The 18,121-nt window shown below is 44.3% G+C and carries 10 protein-coding genes and 1 rRNA gene; 9 read left to right on the forward strand and 2 right to left on the reverse strand.

Annotated elements, in window-relative coordinates:
• Positions 1 to 22: 22 nt before the first annotated feature.
• Together mfd and ACYU8Y_RS06855 are read left to right on the forward strand one after the other, a co-directional pair.
• Positions 23 to 3,376: a transcription-repair coupling factor gene (mfd, locus tag ACYU8Y_RS06850; RefSeq protein WP_460935532.1), complete on the forward strand. Its 3,354-nt coding sequence runs from the start codon at positions 23 to 25 to the stop codon at positions 3,374 to 3,376.
• A 39-nt stretch (positions 3,377 to 3,415) separates the two neighbouring features.
• A complete protein-coding gene (locus ACYU8Y_RS06855) occupies positions 3,416 to 4,678 on the forward strand; it encodes an SUMF1/EgtB/PvdO family nonheme iron enzyme (protein ID WP_460935534.1) in 1,263 nt (420 codons plus the stop codon).
• Between the two features lie 126 nt (positions 4,679 to 4,804).
• Here the strand turns inward: ACYU8Y_RS06855 and ACYU8Y_RS06860 are convergent, their stop codons facing one another.
• Positions 4,805 to 5,524 carry a ComF family protein gene (locus tag ACYU8Y_RS06860; RefSeq protein WP_460935536.1) on the reverse strand — a complete coding sequence of 240 codons (720 nt, stop codon included), beginning with the start codon at positions 5,522 to 5,524 and terminating at the stop codon, positions 4,805 to 4,807.
• A gap of 47 nt (positions 5,525 to 5,571) precedes the next feature.
• Here ACYU8Y_RS06860 and ACYU8Y_RS06865 point away from each other — a divergent pair, with 47 nt between their 5' ends.
• The 5 genes from ACYU8Y_RS06865 (at position 5,572) to ACYU8Y_RS06885 (ending at position 14,519) form a co-directional block, all read left to right on the forward strand.
• Positions 5,572 to 5,925 carry a hypothetical protein gene (locus tag ACYU8Y_RS06865; protein ID WP_460935538.1) on the forward strand — a complete coding sequence of 118 codons (354 nt, stop codon included), beginning with the start codon at positions 5,572 to 5,574 and terminating at the stop codon, positions 5,923 to 5,925.
• 20 nt (positions 5,926 to 5,945) lie between these two features.
• Positions 5,946 to 9,248 carry a DUF4175 family protein gene (locus ACYU8Y_RS06870; RefSeq protein WP_460935540.1) on the forward strand — a complete coding sequence of 1,101 codons (3,303 nt, stop codon included), beginning with the start codon at positions 5,946 to 5,948 and terminating at the stop codon, positions 9,246 to 9,248.
• 154 nt (positions 9,249 to 9,402) lie between these two features.
• On the forward strand, positions 9,403 to 11,265 hold the full coding sequence (gene mnmG / locus ACYU8Y_RS06875) for a tRNA uridine-5-carboxymethylaminomethyl(34) synthesis enzyme MnmG (RefSeq protein ID WP_460935542.1): 1,863 nt from the start codon (positions 9,403 to 9,405) through the stop codon (positions 11,263 to 11,265).
• Between the two features lie 76 nt (positions 11,266 to 11,341).
• The gene (locus ACYU8Y_RS06880) at positions 11,342 to 12,223 is read left to right on the forward strand and encodes a class I SAM-dependent methyltransferase (RefSeq protein WP_460935544.1); all 882 of its coding nucleotides are present in this window, start codon (positions 11,342 to 11,344) and stop codon (positions 12,221 to 12,223) included.
• Positions 12,224 to 12,710: 487 nt separating this feature from the next.
• Positions 12,711 to 14,519 (forward strand): tetratricopeptide repeat protein, encoded by a 1,809-nt coding sequence (locus ACYU8Y_RS06885; protein WP_460935556.1) that lies wholly within the window; start codon positions 12,711 to 12,713, stop codon positions 14,517 to 14,519.
• Positions 14,520 to 14,605: 86 nt separating this feature from the next.
• On the opposite strand, the gene thrC is transcribed toward ACYU8Y_RS06885, so the two are convergent.
• A complete protein-coding gene (thrC, locus tag ACYU8Y_RS06890; protein WP_460935546.1) occupies positions 14,606 to 15,913 on the reverse strand; it encodes a threonine synthase in 1,308 nt (435 codons plus the stop codon).
• A gap of 139 nt (positions 15,914 to 16,052) precedes the next feature.
• Between thrC and pruA the strand changes: the two genes are divergently transcribed.
• Both pruA and ACYU8Y_RS06900 read left to right on the forward strand, forming a co-directional pair.
• Positions 16,053 to 17,687 (forward strand): L-glutamate gamma-semialdehyde dehydrogenase, encoded by a 1,635-nt coding sequence (gene pruA, locus ACYU8Y_RS06895; RefSeq protein WP_460935548.1) that lies wholly within the window; start codon positions 16,053 to 16,055, stop codon positions 17,685 to 17,687.
• Between the two features lie 335 nt (positions 17,688 to 18,022).
• A 16S ribosomal RNA gene (locus ACYU8Y_RS06900) occupies positions 18,023 to 18,121 on the forward strand; the annotation flags it as partial.

The raw sequence follows: 18,121 nt of genomic DNA on the forward strand, positions 1-18,121 counted from the left end.
TGACATACAACCTGACTTTCGCTTGAAACCTGAAGAATTGATCGGCTTGTATACCGATGATAATTTCATAAAACTGCTGACAGAACCGTTTACGCGAAAGCCTGCCAACGAGACTCAGCGTTTACAAATAAAAGGATTGGCTGGTAGCCTGGATGCCGTGCTGGCATCGGCAATCTTCAAGTCTGTAGGGGGTAATCATTTGTACGTTCTTACGGATCGGGACGAGGCCGCCTATTTCTTTAATGATCTGCAGAATCTGCTTGGTCGTGAGGTACTGCTGTTCCCGATGTCGTACAAGAAACCCTACCAGTACGAGGAGGTCGAGAATGCGAACGTACTGATGCGTGCCGAAGTCCTGAACAGACTCAATCCGGCACCGAAAGATGGTCTGCTGATGGTAACGTATCCGGAAGCGCTTTCGGAAAAGGTAATCAACAAACGTTCCTTACAAGCCAATACGCTGACAATTCGGGTAGGGGAGAAGTTGGATACCCATTTCGTGTCGGAATTGTTACAGACGTACGAATTCGAGAAGACGGATTTTGTGTACGAAGCTGGCCAGTTTTCGGTACGCGGAGGAATCATCGACGTTTTTTCATTCGCCAGTGAGTTCCCATTTCGGATCGATTTATTTGGTGACGATGTTGAAAGCATTCGCAAGTTCAACCCTGAATCGCAGCTTTCTACTGACCCCGTTGAGTTTATCAATATCATCCCGAACATCCAGACGAAACTCACCCAGGAAACCCGGGAAGCGTTCTTCGACTTTCTACCAGATGCCACAACTATATGGGCAAAGGATGTCGAGTTTACACTGGAAATCATCGAGAAGTGTTACGAAAAGGCCGAACAAAGCTTTACTTCTGTAGTGGCTTCGAGCGGAGGCATTCAGGTCGTTTCGGACCCAAATGCCTTGTGGGAAACCCGGCGGTCATTCCTGAATGAATTGAAACGGTTTCGTACCGTCGAGTTTGGTCGCAAATTTTACTTCAAAACGGACGGCAGGCAGCAATACAGTTCCAAGCCGCAGCCATCGTTTAATAAGGATTTCAAACGCTTAATTGATACGCTGGGCGATAACCAGGCGAAAGGATATACCAACATTATTGCGGGTGAGTCTTACAAACAGTTGGACCGCTTGCGAACAATTTTCGAAGAACTGGACCCCTTCGTCACGTTTCAGCCCATGAACATTGGGCTTCGGGAAGGCTTCATGGACGATGCGCTGAAAATTGCCTGTTTCACGGATCACCAGATTTTTGACCGTTATTACAAGTATCGTGTACAGGACAAATTCTCTAAATCGAAAGCCTTAACATTACGTGAATTAAAAACCCTTCAACCGGGCGATTATGTCACTCATGTCGATTACGGAATTGGCCGGTTTGCGGGTCTTGAAAAAGTAGATCACGCCGGAAACGAGCAGGAAGCTATCCGGCTCATCTACCGCGATAACGACATTCTGCTGGTCAGTATTCATAGTCTGCACAAAATTGCGAAGTACAGCGGTCGGGAGGGCGGACCGCCAACCATGAGCAAGCTGGGCTCGCAGGAATGGGAGCAGAAAAAATCGCGCATTCGCAAACAGGTAAAAGACATTGCCCGCGAATTAATTGCGCTCTACGCCAAACGGCGAACCGCACCGGGTTACGCATACAGCCGGGATAGCTTTCTACAAGCGGAGCTCGAATCGTCGTTTATTTACGAAGACACACCCGACCAAGCCAAGGCTACAAACGACGTAAAAGATGACATGGAACAACCACACCCAATGGATCGATTGGTGTGTGGCGATGTTGGTTTTGGTAAAACAGAAATAGCTATTCGAGCTGCCTTTAAAGCCGTAACGGATAACAAACAGGTAGCTGTGCTTGTCCCGACAACGATTCTGGCCATGCAGCACTACAAGACCTTTTCCGAACGAATGGCTGACTTCCCGGTTAAAATTGAGTATATCAACCGGTTTCGAACAGCGGGTCAGGTAAAGGAAATTCTAAAAGGGGTAGCCTCCGGCGAGATTGGCATACTCATTGGCACGCACCGAATTGTTAACAAAGACATAAAGTTTAAGGATCTGGGTCTGCTGGTTATTGACGAAGAGCAGAAATTTGGCGTAAAAACAAAAGATCGGCTGAAAGAAATGCGGGTCGAAGTTGATGTGCTTACCTTAACCGCTACGCCCATTCCACGAACGCTACATTTTTCGCTGATGGGTGCCCGCGACTTATCGGTCATTGCTACTCCACCACCCAACCGCCAGCCCGTAACAACGGAAGTTCATCCGTTCAACGAAGCCACTATCCGAGATGCGATCAGTTACGAGGTACGTCGGGGCGGGCAAGTCTTTTTTGTTCATAACCGGGTCAATGATATTGAATCCATCGGTAATTTGATTATGCGACTGGTGCCGGAAGCACGTATTGGCGTGGCCCATGGCCAAATGGAAGGTGATCGGCTTGAGCGGATAATGACTCGTTTTATAGATGGTGAATTTGATGTGCTGATTTCAACCAACATCATCGAGTCTGGGCTGGATATTTCCAATGCCAATACAATTCTGATCAACAATGCTCATTATTTTGGCCTGTCAGATCTGCACCAGATGCGCGGTAGGGTAGGGCGGTCGAACCGGAAAGCGTTCTGTTATCTTTTAACGCCCCCGCCCTCTGTTCTGACAGCAGATGCCCGCAAGCGTCTACAAACCCTCGAAGATTTTTCTGATTTGGGCGAGGGGTTCAAAATTGCCATGCGTGACCTTGACATCCGGGGGGCGGGTAATTTGCTGGGTGCCGAACAGAGTGGTTTTGTTAATGATCTTGGTTTTGAGATGTACCACAAAGTACTTGACGAGGCCGTTCAGGAACTGCGCGAAAATGAATTCAAGGATCTGTTCGAAACAAAACCCGGCGACTTAAAACTAGCCCTCCCGGACACGGTTATTGAAACTGATTTACAGGTTGTTATTCCCGAACGTTACGTGTCGAATATTTCTGAACGATTAGCGTTATACACTCGCCTGGACAGCCTTCAAAACGTGGAAGAAGTACAGGCTTTCCGTCAGGAAGTAATCGATCGATTTGGCCCGATGCCCGAAGAAGTCGAAAATCTTATAAAGATGGTGAACGTCCGTTGGAAAGCAGAGAAGTTATACCTTGAAAAACTGACGCTTAAGAATAATATCATGAAAGGATACTTCGTTTCTAACGGGAACGATGACTTCTTTAAATCCGACCAATTTGGCAAGGTAATTGAGTATTTAAAGCGTAATCCGGCCAAGAGTTCAGTAAAGGAATCAAAAGGGCGACCCATCATCACGCATGCCGACGTATTTTCTGTTGAGCAACTGGATGAAATACTGGGCGCATTGACAAATTAATTACGATTTTTGTACCTACGTTTTACACAAAATAGAGCAATGATTCAAAAGTATCACCTGCAACGAGCGGCCTACGTTCTGTTGGCAATGGCGGCCCTTGCATCTTGTAAGTCAAAGCACCCAACCAGCGTGAAGCCTGGAAAGCAAAGTACGGCTACGGGAATTGCTTACAACCAGAAAGATGGTTTTCAGGTAAAGAAATTTGCGGGACAGAAAGCCGGTCCAAACCTTGTTTTCATTGAAGGTGGTCGGTTTACAATGGGTGCCCTCGAAGAGGATGTCATGAACAGCCGCGACAACCGCGAGCGTACCGTCTCGATCCAGTCGTTTTACATGGACGAGACCGAAATGGCAAACGTTCACTATTTGGAATATCTGAATGCAATCACGCGCGATTCGTCGGAAGAAGTTGTTAAAGCGGCTTTACCAGATACAACAGTTTGGGCGAATCCACTTTCATTCAACGATTCGTACGTAACCCAATACCTTCGTTATCCTGCTTTCCGGTACTACCCAGTCGTGGGTGTATCCTGGGTACAAGCCAGCGACTATGCTGTTTGGCGGTCAAACGCGGTGAACAATGAATTAGCCAAAGGGGGCGCTCCGAAGAAGAAAGGGGGCGGATTCTCGCTCAAGCGGAAATCGAAAACGGTCGAAGAGCCTGCGTTGGCCGAGGCAACAGCGTCTACAGCGCCAGCAAAACCAAGTCTGGAAAGTGGCATGATTCTGCCCGACTATCGTCTGCCAACCGAAGCGGAGTGGGAATATGCCGCTAAAGCGCTCATAGGAACGCAATACATGGACGAGAATCAAATAAATCAGCGGATTTACCCTTGGGATGGTTCATCTGTCCGGAACCCCAAGAAGGGCCGCAAACAAGGTCAAATGCTAGCTAACTTCAAACGTGGTCGTGGTGACTACGCCGGTATCGCCGGCCGTTCGAATGACGGAGCTATCATCACCGCTGAAATTTACTCGTACCCAGCCAACGACTTTGGTTTATACAACATGGCGGGTAACGTAAATGAGTGGGTGTATGACGTTTATCGTCCTTTGTCTTATCAGGACGTTAACGACCTAAACCCGATTCGTCGCAACGGATATTTGGATGAATCTAAAAATTACGATACGAAGAACAGACAGTCATTAATTGACGATAAACTCAGGGTGTATAAAGGCGGTTCATGGAATGATGTTGCTTACTGGTTATCGCCCGGTACACGCCGGTTCCTAGATCAGGATTCAGCAACAGCTATGATCGGTTTTCGTTGCGCCATGATCGGTGTTGGTCGGAACAAATAGAGTTATCCCATTGATATAAATAAAGCGGTCATTCAGAAATGAGTGACCGCTTTATTTATTATGACAATACCAGAAGCACATTATACTGATTATCAATACATTAATACTATAAATATCCCCCAATCCTCATCTCCTCGTAGTAGCTAACGTCAAGACACTAACTGATTTACAACCCGCTCGCAAAAGCTCAATAGCGCAGGTTTCCAGAGTAGCGCCGGTTGTCAACACATCATCAACAATGACTACGTGTTTATTTTCGATCTCCTGTTCATTTTGAACAGAAAATACCGTTTTAACATTTTGCCACCGTTCTAACCGATTTTTGCGCGTCTGTGATTCTTTAAAATGGGTGCGATATAGAACATCTGTTCGCATTGGTATGTTAAGAGCTTCAGAGAGCCCTTCCGCAATACAATCAGCCTGATTATACCCCCGTTGCCGAAAACGGCTCTTGTGCAACGGAACGCCTATTATTACGTCTATGTCGTTTATCAGTGCTGTTTCCGATTGCAACTGGTAACCATACCAACTCGCCACCTCTTTAGCTACATCTTTTTGTCCCTTGTACTTGATACCATGAATGAGTTTTTGGACAATTCCTCCTTTGCTAAAAAACAGATAAGACGCTAAAAATTGCACCGGTACTTTTCCGGCAAACTTATTGAGGAGATTTAGATCATAGGGCTCCCTGTGCTGATTTGTTTCGGGTAAGCTTATTCGACATTTCGTACACAAGATCTTTTCATTCGCACCCAGTGAATTTGTACACCCAAGGCATAGGGTTGGAAAGAGTAGATCTGCAAAATCATCCAGAAGTGTACGAATAAACCGAATCATGAAACGCATTCGTTACGTAAGATAAAACGTTGTAATTTAGAGAGAAGAATAAATCTATGAGCGTAGTAAACGAAAATTATATAGATAAAGCGTGGGAGGAGCTACTCGATCAGTTGCAAGTCCTCGTTGGAAAACGACCAGCGGATTTAAATGCTGTTCTGTTTTTGATTGGTGTTCAGGAGTTGGGGGCGGGTCCTAAACGGTTTTCAAAGGAAGCCAAACAAGATCTAATGCACATTGCCGTCTGCCGGGTACTAAGTCTGGATGGATATTACACGTTCGATGGGCTCGACAAGGATGGATGGCCCCAGTGGATATTGGCAAAACCCATTCCGCATGGAGACTTATTAACGCAGGAAAATTTTTTAAAAAAACATGTCATTCAGTATTTCGAGTCTCTTCTAGTTTAACTACTCAATCTGAATTTTTTATGCAATCATCAACTTCTTATTCCACGCTGCTTCAACGCATCGACGAGTATAAAAAACGTTATTTTCAGAATCAACTGGTAAAGGGTAGTTTATTCTTCATTGCTTTATTGGGTAGTGGCTATTTATTTATCAATACGGCTGAGTTTATTGGACGGTTCAACTCCGTCGGGCGCGGGGCGCTGTTTTTTGGCTTCCTGCTCACGGTTTTTGTGGGCCTGTATTTACTCATTATTCGACCTCTGCTAAACTTATATGGATTGAGTAAACCGTTGTCAAATGACGAAGCAGCCCGTCAAATTGGTACTTTCTTTCCCGAAGTAGGGGATAAGCTGTTAAACACACTTCAGCTTCAGCGTATCTCCACAGACCAGAGTGATTTGTTACAGGCTAGTCTGGATCAACGATCGCAACAGCTATTGATCAATCGTTTTGCCAACGCCATTCAGATTAGTCGTAACCGTCAATTTCTGAAATATGCTATCCCACCCCTGGCGTTGATTCTATTGATTCTGGTGATGAACCCATCCTTTTTTGCGAAATCATCGACTCGCCTGGTCAATTATAATAAAGAATTTGTTGAGGAAGCTCCTTTCCAATTCATCATCCAGAATAAAGCGATGAAGGCTTTCAGGAATGAGGACTTCCCTTTATCGGTGAAATTAGCGGGTGATGCTATACCCCAGGCGGTGTATGTCGTGGCTAATGGAACACGCTTCAAACTGGAGCAATCGGGCAATCAATTCACGTATAATTTCGACAACCTTCAACGTGATCTAGACTTTCATTTAGAGGCTTCCGGATACAATTCTCCTGTCTATAAGGTCTCTTTACTAGACCGTCCGTCCGTTCTTTCGTTCAATGTGAAGCTTGATTATCCTGGTTACTTAAACAAACCATCAGAACAACTTTCCAACGTTGGAAACTTGCTTGTGCCACAGGGAACGGTCGTAAACTGGGAGTTTGCCGCTGATCATACTGATTCGCTTTTATTCCGATTCAATACCGATACAAAGCCGACCGCAGCTCGATTGGTGGATGACAATACGTTTGTTTTAAATCGCAGACTCATGCAGAATGCGGGGTATACGGTGTCGTTGAAAAATGGGCAGGTTGCTTCGCCATCCACTATTCAATACAACGTGCAGGTCATACCAGACCGGTATCCGCAAATTTCGGTTGATCGCATTCAGGATACGGTGACGTATAACTACATAGCGCTGTCTGGTCTTATCTCAGATGATTATGGCTTTTCCAAATTACGGCTGAATTATAAAATCAATCGAAATGGTAAATTATCGCCATTATACAGCAAGGACATTCCCATTAACAAATCGACAACTTCTCAAAATTTTGTCTACAATTGGTCGCTCGATAGTTTGAAGTTAGGCCAGGAAGATAAAGTAGAGTATTACGTTCAGGTATGGGACAACGATGGTGTGAGCGGAGCGAAGTCAAGCCGATCCAACCAACTGAATTTTGCGGTTCCTTCCAATGCTGAAATACAGAAGCAGGTAGATAAATCAGCTGAGAAAACAGAAGAGCAAATTGACAATGCGCTCAGCAAGACACAGGCAATCAAAAAAGAGCTTCAAACAATGGAAGATCGGATGAGAACAAAAAAATCATCCGATTTTCAGGACAAAAAACAGCTTCAGGATATTCTGCAGAAACGTGAGGAGTTGATGAAAGAAGTTCAGAAACTCCAGGAGCAGATGCAAAAGACGAATGACACCCAACAGCGCTTTGCCGAAAAAAATCAGGCGATGCAGGACAAAATGGAGCAGTTGCAGAAGTTGTTCAAAGACCTGCTCGATCCGGAGTCCAAGCAATTGTATGAGCAATTAAAGCAGCTTTTGGAGCGTAAACAGGACGAGAAAGCGTCCGATATGCTTGATCGATTGACGCGGAAGGAGAAGAACATGGAACGCGATTTAGATCGTGCGCTCAAGCTTTTCAAGCAGATGCAGCTGGAACAGAAGGTTAACAATATCGCGGAGAATCTGGAGAAGCAAGCGGAACAACTCGAGAAGCAAGCGGAACAGAATGAAAAGAAAAACGAGACATCAGAAGAACAGCAAAAGCAGCAGGAGAAGTCTCAGGAAGATTTTAAGAATACAAAAGAGCAGCTTAAGGAAATAGAAAAGCAAGCGGAGAAGGATGACCTAAACAAGCCGGAACCTTCGGAAAAGGAGCAGCAGGAGATCGAAAAGGACATGGAAGAAGCGACTAAAAATATGAAGAGCAATCAGGGCAAACAAGCCTCTGCGAAGCAAAAAAAGTCAGCCAAATCTATGAAAGCGATGAGTAAAGCGATGAAGGAATCCATGCAGTCGTCAGAAATGGAAGAGATGCAGGAGAATATGGATGATCTTCGTAACATTCTTGACAACCTGATTACCTTGTCTTTCGGTCAGGAACGTGTTATGAAGGATTTCCGTGGGATGAGCCTGCAAGATCCCCGTGTGACAAAGCTTTCGCAAGAGCAACTTAAACTACAGGATGATGCTAAAATTATTGAGGATAGCTTGAATGCACTGGCTAGCCGAGTAGTTCAAATCCAGTCTTTTGTTACTCGCGAGTTGACGAACATGAAGTTTTATATGGATGAAAGCGTACAGCAATTACGGGATCGTCGTTTAAGCATGGCTTCTTCTAAGCAACAATTTGCCATGACCTCCATCAACAATTTAGCGCTTATGCTGAGTGATGTACTTAAAAACATGCAGCAACAGATGAATGCGATGGCAATGCCCGGCAAGGGAAAAGGAAGTAAGAAAGGTCAAAATCCTAGCGGCATGGGCGAAATGCAGAAACAACTCAATGCCAAAATGCAACAAATGCAGAAGGGAGGCAAAACTGGGAAAGGCCTATCAGAGGAACTTTCTCAAATGGCTGCCGAACAAGCTCTGATTCGCCAAATGTTAAAGAAGCTAGAAGAAAATGCGAAAGGCACTGAAGTTGGAAAACAGCAGGAAAAGCAAGTAAAAGAGTTGATGGAAAAGATGGATGAGACCGAGACTGATTTGGTAAACAAGCGCGTTAATCCAACTACTATTAACCGGCAGAATGAAATACTAACCCGTTTGTTAGAATCTGAAAAAGCATTGAAGCAACAAGAAGAGGATCCCAAGCGGCAAGCTGAAGCGGCAAAATCGACAAAACGCAGTACGCCAGCGTTCTTCGATTCAACCAATTTGCTACAAAAAACGAAACAAGTTGAAGTGCTACGTTCAGTTACTCCCAATTACAACTTATTTTACAAGAAAGAAGCAAACCAGTATTTACAGAAGGTAAGTAAATAAATTTCATTTTTGCATTAAACCGCTGACTTTGCACTAAGGTCAGCGGTTTTTTGTTGGTTTGATAGTCAACTCGTTTCACGTTTTATCTTTTCAACAACTTTCAACAATTTTGTGAAAAGTTTCCACGTGAAACATTTTTCAAAAACCATAAGAAATGTACTCTTCATACGATGTCATTGTAGTTGGAGCTGGTCATGCCGGGTGCGAAGCCGCTAATGCAGCTGCCACCATGGGCTCCAAGGTGCTACTGATTACAATGAACATGCAAACTATTGCGCAAATGTCCTGTAATCCAGCCATGGGCGGAGTAGCTAAAGGGCAAATTGTACGAGAAATTGATGCACTAGGTGGCCTTTCGGGTATCATCAGCGACAAAAGCATGATACAATTTAGAATGCTGAATCGGTCTAAAGGCCCGGCTATGTGGAGTCCACGGTGCCAAAGTGATCGAAATGTATTTGCCTTAGAATGGCGTAAAGCACTGGAGGAAAATAAAAATGTAGATTTTTGGCAGGATTCAGTCAATGAAGTAGTCGTTAGAGATGGCCGCGTAACGGGAGTAAAAACTACATTGGGTGTCGAGTTTTTCGCTAAAGCCGTCGTCTTAACAAATGGGACATTCCTAAATGGCCAGATGTTTATAGGCGAAAAAGTCTTCGGTGGCGGCCGAACTGCAGAGCGCTCATCAACGGGCTTGACAGAACAACTTGTTCAGCTTGGATTCGAATCCGGGCGCATGAAGACCGGAACTCCTCCACGTGTGGATGGGAGAAGTCTTAATTATGCGTTGATGGAAGAACAACTGGGCGACGAAAAACCAGGTAAGTTTTCGTATCTAAACACACCTGCTTTAACAGAGCAACGAAGCTGTTGGATAACTTACACCAACCAGGCAGTACACGATGAGTTAAAGACAGGATTTGATAAATCGCCCATGTTTACGGGCCGAATCAAAGGACTTGGCCCACGTTATTGCCCATCGGTGGAAGACAAAATCAACCGGTTTGCCGATAAGGATCGTCACCAGATTTTTGTAGAACCTGAAGGTTGGGATACGGTTGAAGTGTATGTAAATGGCTTTTCAACTTCATTGCCTGAGACTGTACAGTACAATGCGCTGCGTAAAATTCAGGGCTTTGAAAACGTACGCATGTTTCGGCCGGGATACGCTGTTGAATATGATTTCTTTCCACCAACGCAGTTAAAGCCTACACTTGAAACGCAATTAGTAGATAACCTTTTCTTTGCCGGGCAGATAAATGGTACTACGGGCTACGAGGAAGCGGCCTGTCAGGGACTTATGGCAGGCATCAATGCCCACAGAAATTCGAACGAAGAAGCCGAATTTACGATTAAACGTTCTGAAGGCTACATAGGAGTTTTGATCGACGACCTGATCACAAAAGGCACAGAAGAACCCTATCGGATGTTTACGTCAAGAGCTGAATATAGAACATTGCTCAGACAGGATAATGCTGACTTAAGACTTACCGAAAAAGGCTATGCCATTGGCTTAGCTTCTCAAGAGCGGTACGATTCCATGATTATAAAACGCGACGGAATTACCCAATTAACGGAAGCCATTCGTGGAGCGAAAATCAAACCTGAGTCCGTTAATGATTTTCTTGAGTCAAAAGGAAGCGCTCGACTACGCGAGAAAGGAAGTTTGTACACACTTTTGAAGCGCCCTGAAATTGACCAGACCGATGTAAAAGACCTCCTAAAATCAATACCTGAAATACCAGATGGGGTAGGGGAGGAGATTATTGAGCAAACAGTCATCGAAATTAAGTACGAAGATTACCTGAATCGGGAGAAACAGAACGCCGAAAAATTAGACAAATGGGAGAGCTTGTCAATCAATTCTAACTTTGATTATGATCGTCTAAAGGCACTTTCGTTTGAAGGTAAAGAAAAACTTAAACGCTTACGCCCTTCAACAATTGGTCAAGCCTCTCGTATCAGTGGGGTAAGCCCTTCCGACGTATCGATACTTCTGGTCTATATGGGCCGCTAATTTTGTAAGCTCTGATCGTTTATTTTAGGATAAGCAATCAGAGCTTTTTTGAATTCACTCATTTTTGCCCCCTGCCTTGGAAACCGTACATCAATGCCCTGTTTGTGGCAACAGCACATTCAATCCTTACCTAATTTGCGAAGATTACCTCGTCAGCCATCAAAAGTTCTCCATTCAGGAATGTCAGAAATGTAGCTTTCGCTTAACGAACCCGCGCCCCGATGCGCAGTCAATAGGCTCTTATTACAAATCCGATCAGTACGTTTCTCATAATGATAATAGCGGTGGACTGATCAATACGGCTTATCGCTTAGTAAGGAACTACACATTACAGTCGAAATTAAACCTCATCAATCAACTCAATGGGAAACCAGGGAAGATCCTGGATGTAGGCTGTGGAACGGGTGCCTTCCTTGAAACTTGCCGGACAGGCGGATGGCAAGTGACCGGTATGGAACCAGACCCGGATGCAAGGGCTATAGCCGTAGAAAAACTAAAAGCAGAAATAAAACCAAGTCTAAGCGCCTTGAGTGGATCCCAACCATTCGACATTATTTCTCTGTGGCACGTGCTCGAGCACATCCCTGATCTGAACGACACCATTCAGGCGCTTTACCAGTTACTGACGAAGAAGGGTACACTGTTGATAGCTGTACCAAACTCCGATTCTTACGATGCTCAGTATTTCAAACAATATTGGGCTGCTTATGATGTGCCGCGACATCTGCATCACTTCACTCCCTCAACAATAAAGCTCCTTTTTAACAAACATGGCTTTACGCTGGTTAACCAGAAGCCAATGGTATTCGATGCGTTTTACATTGCTATGCTAAGCACCCGGTATCGATCCGGTAAAACCAATTATAGTAAAAGTATACAAGTAGGTTTGGCATCTAATGCCGAAGCCAAACGTACCGGTAATTCATCGAGCTTGATCTACCTCTTCAACAAGGCATAGTATTTGCCCTGATCAGCACGTATACAGGCCAAATTTGTCAAGTCAGGTAAAGGTCTATTCTAAATTAAAAAAGTGAAACTTTAATGTGAATAACCGTGTGCATAACTACTTCAGCATGGTGGATAATTTGTTCACAAGAATGGATCGGTATGTGGAAGACTAGAGAAGTAATCCACAAAGGTTTTTAATAAATGAGTTTCTGTGGAGAAAGTCCTACATATACCAATCCGTTCCACAAATTTTCCCCAGGTAAAAATGTGCATGAAGTTTATACACTAATCCACAAATCTTGAACGCACAAATTGTGGATAAAATGTTATTTACTTAATAATAAGATAGTTAGGAGTGGATAAATAAAGTTATAGTAGTGGATATCTTGTAGGTCTTATCCACATTGAGTATATTGATTAGTGGACAACTTATTTATTCACATTTCCACATAGCTAATAGGATTAATAACGTTTCTTTAAAAAAGCTTTTCTATAAAATGTTAATAAGGTCAAAAGTCATTATTGCATTACTGTGGCTGTTGTCTGTAGGACTAGCCTGGGGACAAGGAGGAGCGACGCTGGCCGAGGAATATTATAAAGCCGGCGATTTTGAAAAAGCTGCGAATGAGTATGCCAAGCTGTTAAAAACAGACGTAACGTGGATAAAGCTTTCTCGTTATGTGTATAGTCTGCAAAAAAGTAACAAAGCGGAGGAAGCTGTTAAGTACCTACGCAAACAACAGCGCAGCGACGAGCCTAATCGGGCCTACTACGAATTGTTGAGCGGTCAGTTGGCCACGCAGCAAGGCGATAGCACGCAGGCGAAAAGCCAGTTTAGCGCGGCCATACAATCGAGCAAATCATCAATCGCGAAGCTGGAAAAAATTGCAGCGGCCTTTAATGAAGCCGGAGAGAGCCGCTGGGCGATCCGGGCGCTGGAAACGGCCCGTGAGGTCAGTAAGGAGCCAATGGCTTACAGCGCGGATTTAATGGCCTTATATCGAGCAACGGGCCAGACAGAAAAAGCGATAGACGAAATTATTACAACCAGTAAGCAAGCCGAAAAGAAAGAACCGGTTTTAGCCGCTTTGCAGGGGTTTATCAATACCAAAGATGAGCCACTTGTGGAGAAAGCCCTGTATACACGCATTCAGCAAGAACCGAATGAGCTGGCGTACAATGAACTACTAATCTGGTATTTTGTCCAAAAGCAAAAGTTTAGCCGAGCCTTGCTGCAGGAGAAAGCAACCGATAAACGGGTCAAACTGAATGGGAGCCGGGTGTATGACCTAGGCATGCTGGCCATGAATAACAAAGAGTACAAGACCGCAGCAGAAGCATTCGAGTATGTATCCACAACTTATCCACAGGGTCAACTGTATCCATTTGCCCGACGGTTGGTCATCAATGCACGTGAAGAACAGGTTAAGAATACGTATCCTGTTGATAAAGTTGAAATACGTAAGCTGATCGGTGATTATCAGAAGATGCTCCAAGAAGTTGGAACGAATGTTAAAACACTGGAAGCATTACGAAGCACTGCAAACTTGTATGGAAACTACCTGGATAGTAAAGATACGGCACTTACAGTCCTGGATTTAGCCATTGATCTAGGAAAAGCAGACAAAAATTTTGTTGACCGTTGTAAGCTCGATAAAGGAGACATATACTTGCTCAAAGGCGAGCCGTGGGAGTCGACATTATTATACTCACAGGTAGAGAAATCGCAGAAAGAAGAATTATTAGGGTATGAAGCGAAGCTGAAAAATGCGAAGCTTCATTATTACAGAGGCAACTTTGCCGTGTCGAAAGATCTTCTAGACGTCTTGAAATTAGCCACATCAAGGGAAATTGCTAACGATGCTGAGCAGTTGAGCTTACTGATTGTGGATAACACCGGTATGGATAGCACAGAAGCGGCCATGCACGAATACGCCGATATTGATTTATTGCTTTTTCAAAACAAGAACGATGAAGCAATAATGGCTCTAAACCAGATGCTGGCGAAGTATTCCACGCATAGCCTGGCAGATGAAATCCTTTGGCTAAGAGCCAACACGTACATGAAACAAGGTAAAAATGCCGAAGCCCTGGAGGATTTGAAAAAGATCACCGCTACGTATCCTACAGACATATTAGGGGACGATGCCATGTTTGCACAGGGAAAAATGTATGAGGAGCGGTTAAAAGATAAACAGGCCGCTATGGACGCTTATCAAAAAGTGTTAACCCAATATCCCGGAAGCATTTACGGAGCTGAAGCTCGTAAGCGATTTAGAGCATTGAGAGGAGATACGGTAAACTGAACAAGCTAGCCAACGCTGAAAATAAAAGTTATCCACAAAAAAAGCCCGAATTCAGGAATTCGGGCTTTTTTTGTGGATAACTTTTATCAAACCGTCTGTAAGAATGATTCTTTAAAGGCTTCATATTCGGCCGGAATCTGGATACTCTGCTTGGTACGCTGAGCCAGAATAGCTAATCGTTCAGGAACGTCAATAGATACTTGAAGAACCTCCTCCACCAAGGGTTTAAATTTAGCTGGATGAGCCGTTGCCAAAGCTACACCAATGTATTCTTGTGGTGTATCCTGAAGATAATTCTGTAAACCCATAATACCAATGGCAGTGTGTGGGCAGGAGACATAGTCGTATTGTTGATAAATGCGCTCCATACCTGCCCTCGTTGCGGCATCGTCGAAAAAGTACCCTGAAATATTCGCTTTAACGTTGTCATATTGATCATCATACAGATGAGTTAGACGAATAAAGTTACTTGGGCTCCCAACATCCATAGCGTTCGATATAGTGGCTATAGAAGCCTTAGGAACGTAGCTCCCGTTTTTTAAATAACGTGGAACAACATCATTCAAATTGGTAGCCGCGATAAAATGGGCAACAGGCAATCCCATTTTCTGCACCATGGCGCCAGCACTCAGGTTACCGAAGTTGCCACTTGGCGTTGAGAAAACGACTGGCTTGCCGTATTTCTCAACCTGGCCGTACGCACTTACATAATAAAAACCTTGAGGAATAAGCCGAAAAATATTGATTGAATTAGCGGAAGACAACGATAGGTTTGCATTCAATTCCGCGTCGGTGAAGGCTTGCTTAACAATCGCCTGACAATCATCGAAAGACCCATTGACCTCAAATGCCTGAATGTTCCCCCCTAACGTTGTCAGTTGTTTTTCCTGCAGTTCACTAACACGGCCACTTGGGTATAAAATGGATACTCGAACGCCTGGAACATTATGAAAGCCCATTGCAACAGCGCCACCCGTGTCGCCTGAGGTAGCGACTAAGATATTGACCTCTTTATCTGTCTGCTTGGAAAAATAAGACATTAGTGCTGCCATATAGCGAGCGCCAACATCTTTAAACGCTAAAGAAGGCCCATGAAACAGTTCTAGGACACTGGTCGAACCTGAATCCAGATCTATAACAGGTGTCTCAAATGGAAAAGCCTGATGAGTTAATTCTTCCAGATCGGCCTTACTGATTTCATCACCAAACAAAGCCTGACTAATTGCAAAACCAATGTCGGCCAACGGATGCTTAGCGATGGCCGTAAAAAAATCAGCTCCCAGGTGAGGTAAAGGAGTTGGCATATAAAGCCCTTTGTCAGCAGGCATGCTGTGAAACAGGGCTTGCTGTGAAGAAACAGTTTCCTTAGGGCTATTTGTGCTGTAGAAACGCATGAGCAAAGTCTAGATAAGATAACAAAGTACGGTAAATCAGCTTAATGAATGGAATGCCAGCGTTAAAATGTGGAAAACTAGTGTGAATTAGTGGATAAGTATAGCAATCCGTAAATTTGTAAAAAATGAACACTTCATTATGTCATTAGGCCAATTCAACGTACCCCTACCGGTCAACGAGCCGGTGAAAGAATATCGTCCCGGCTCACCAGAACGGGAATCTCTCAAAAAAGCACTAGCGGAATTTCGTTCTCAGGAAACCGATATTCCAATGTATATAGGCGGAATGGAAGTGCGTACGGATCGGAAATTACGTGTTGCACCCCCGCATGACCACCAGCACACGTTGGGTTATTTCTACGAAGGCGATGCATCTCATGTCGAAATGGCCATCCAGGCATCCTTAAGCGCAAAAGCCGCTTGGGCATCCCTCTCGTGGGAGCATAGAGCCAGTATTTTTCTTAAAGCAGCTGATTTGATCGCTGGCCCCTACCGAGCTCGAATTAATGCAGCCACCATGCTGGGCCAGTCAAAAAATGCGTATCAGGCAGAAATCGACTCCGCGTGTGAGCTAATTGATTTCCTCAGATTCAATGTGCAATACGCAACGGAAATATACAGACAGCAACCGGCTTCATCAGCGGGTGTATGGAATAGATTGGAATATCGTCCGCTGGAAGGGTTTGTCTTCGCGTTAACGCCATTCAACTTCACGGCTATTGCGGGCAATTTACCCACATCCGCTGCCTTAATGGGCAACACCGTTGTTTGGAAGCCAGCCTATACACAGGTATTGTCTGCCAAAGTAATTATGGAAGTTTTGCGAGAAGCAGGCTTACCCGATGGGGTGATTAATCTGATTTATGTAGATGGTCCCATTGCGGGAGAGATTATTTTCAATCATCCTGATTTTGCTGGTATACATTTTACAGGCAGTACGAGCGTTTTTCAGCAGATCTGGGGCACCATTGGGGCAAACATCCATAAGTACAAAACATATCCACGAATTGTAGGAGAAACGGGCGGAAAGGATTTCGTCATGGTCCATGAGTCAGCCAATGCCGAAGAAGTAGCCGTTGCTTTGGTGAGAGGAGCATTCGAATACCAGGGACAAAAATGCTCAGCTGCTTCCAGAGCCTACATACCAACAACCCTATGGCCTGCTGTAGAAAGAAAAGTGAAGCAGTGCCTGAGTGAAATGAAAATGGGCGTAACGGAAGACTTCACCAATTTTATCAATGCCGTAATCGACGAACGATCATTCAAGAAAATTACGGGATATATCGAAGAAGCCAGGAGGAGCGACGTTGTGGAGATAATTGCAGGCGGAAACAGCGACAGTTCAAAAGGCTATTTCGTTGAACCCACGGTCTTGTTGGTAAAAGATCCAGGATACCGTACAATGTGTGAAGAGATCTTCGGACCAGTGTTGTCTGTCTATATCTATGAGCCGGCAGAGTTTCACAACATGCTTCAAGTTGTGAATACAACGTCACCTTATGCGCTAACGGGATCCATTTTTGCGAAAGACAGGTATATCATTGAACAAGCCTCTAATATACTTCAAAATGCGGCTGGTAACTTTTATATTAATGATAAGCCCACGGGAGCTGTCGTTGGGCAACAACCTTTTGGGGGAGCCAGAGCGTCGGGTACCAATGATAAAGCAGGATCAGCACTTAACCTATATCGTTGGGTATCAGCTCGTACAATCAAAGAGACGTTTAACCCACCTAAATCGTACGAATATCCATTTTTGCAGTCTGAAAAATAATTAGAAAAAGTTTGATGGATTGCTTGCGTAAATGTTTTTAAACGCCTAGTTTTGCACTCCCAAATAAGGAAAAAGGAATTAGCCGACACGCTTAACTTCCTTTTTACCAACTAGTTACAATTGGGATTTGAAAAAGTTACGAAAAATAAATTTCAACTTTTTCTTGACAAGAAAAGATGAGTGTCGTACCTTTGCACTCCCAAATATAAGGAAGGCCAACAACGGTTGGCCTCAATCTCGAAAGAGAGACAGTTCTTTGACGTATTGACATCATAGGATAGCACTATTCAAGGCTATAAACATCGTGATCATTTAGCGTGATCACAACTATATTTACGATGGAGAGTTTGATCCTGGCTCAGGATGAACGCTAGCGGCAGGCCTAATACATGCAAGTCGAACGGTTCGCAAGGACAGTGGCAAACGGGTGCGTA

Source organism: Spirosoma humi (genome assembly GCF_054776575.1).

Bases quoted from the DNA above. Each gene is read 5' to 3' on its own strand.
- ACYU8Y_RS06855 (WP_460935534.1), top strand. From the start codon at position 3,416: ATGATTCAAAAGTATCACCTGCAACGAGCGGCCTACGTTCTGTTGGCA.
- ACYU8Y_RS06860 (WP_460935536.1), bottom strand. From the start codon at position 5,524: ATGCGTTTCATGATTCGGTTTATTCGTACACTTCTGGATGATTTTGCA.
- ACYU8Y_RS06865 (WP_460935538.1), top strand. From the start codon at position 5,572: ATGAGCGTAGTAAACGAAAATTATATAGATAAAGCGTGGGAGGAGCTA.
- ACYU8Y_RS06870 (WP_460935540.1), top strand. From the start codon at position 5,946: ATGCAATCATCAACTTCTTATTCCACGCTGCTTCAACGCATCGACGAG.
- mnmG (WP_460935542.1), top strand. From the start codon at position 9,403: ATGTACTCTTCATACGATGTCATTGTAGTTGGAGCTGGTCATGCCGGG.
- ACYU8Y_RS06885 (WP_460935556.1), top strand. From the start codon at position 12,711: ATGTTAATAAGGTCAAAAGTCATTATTGCATTACTGTGGCTGTTGTCT.
- thrC (WP_460935546.1), bottom strand. From the start codon at position 15,913: ATGCGTTTCTACAGCACAAATAGCCCTAAGGAAACTGTTTCTTCACAG.
- pruA (WP_460935548.1), top strand. From the start codon at position 16,053: ATGTCATTAGGCCAATTCAACGTACCCCTACCGGTCAACGAGCCGGTG.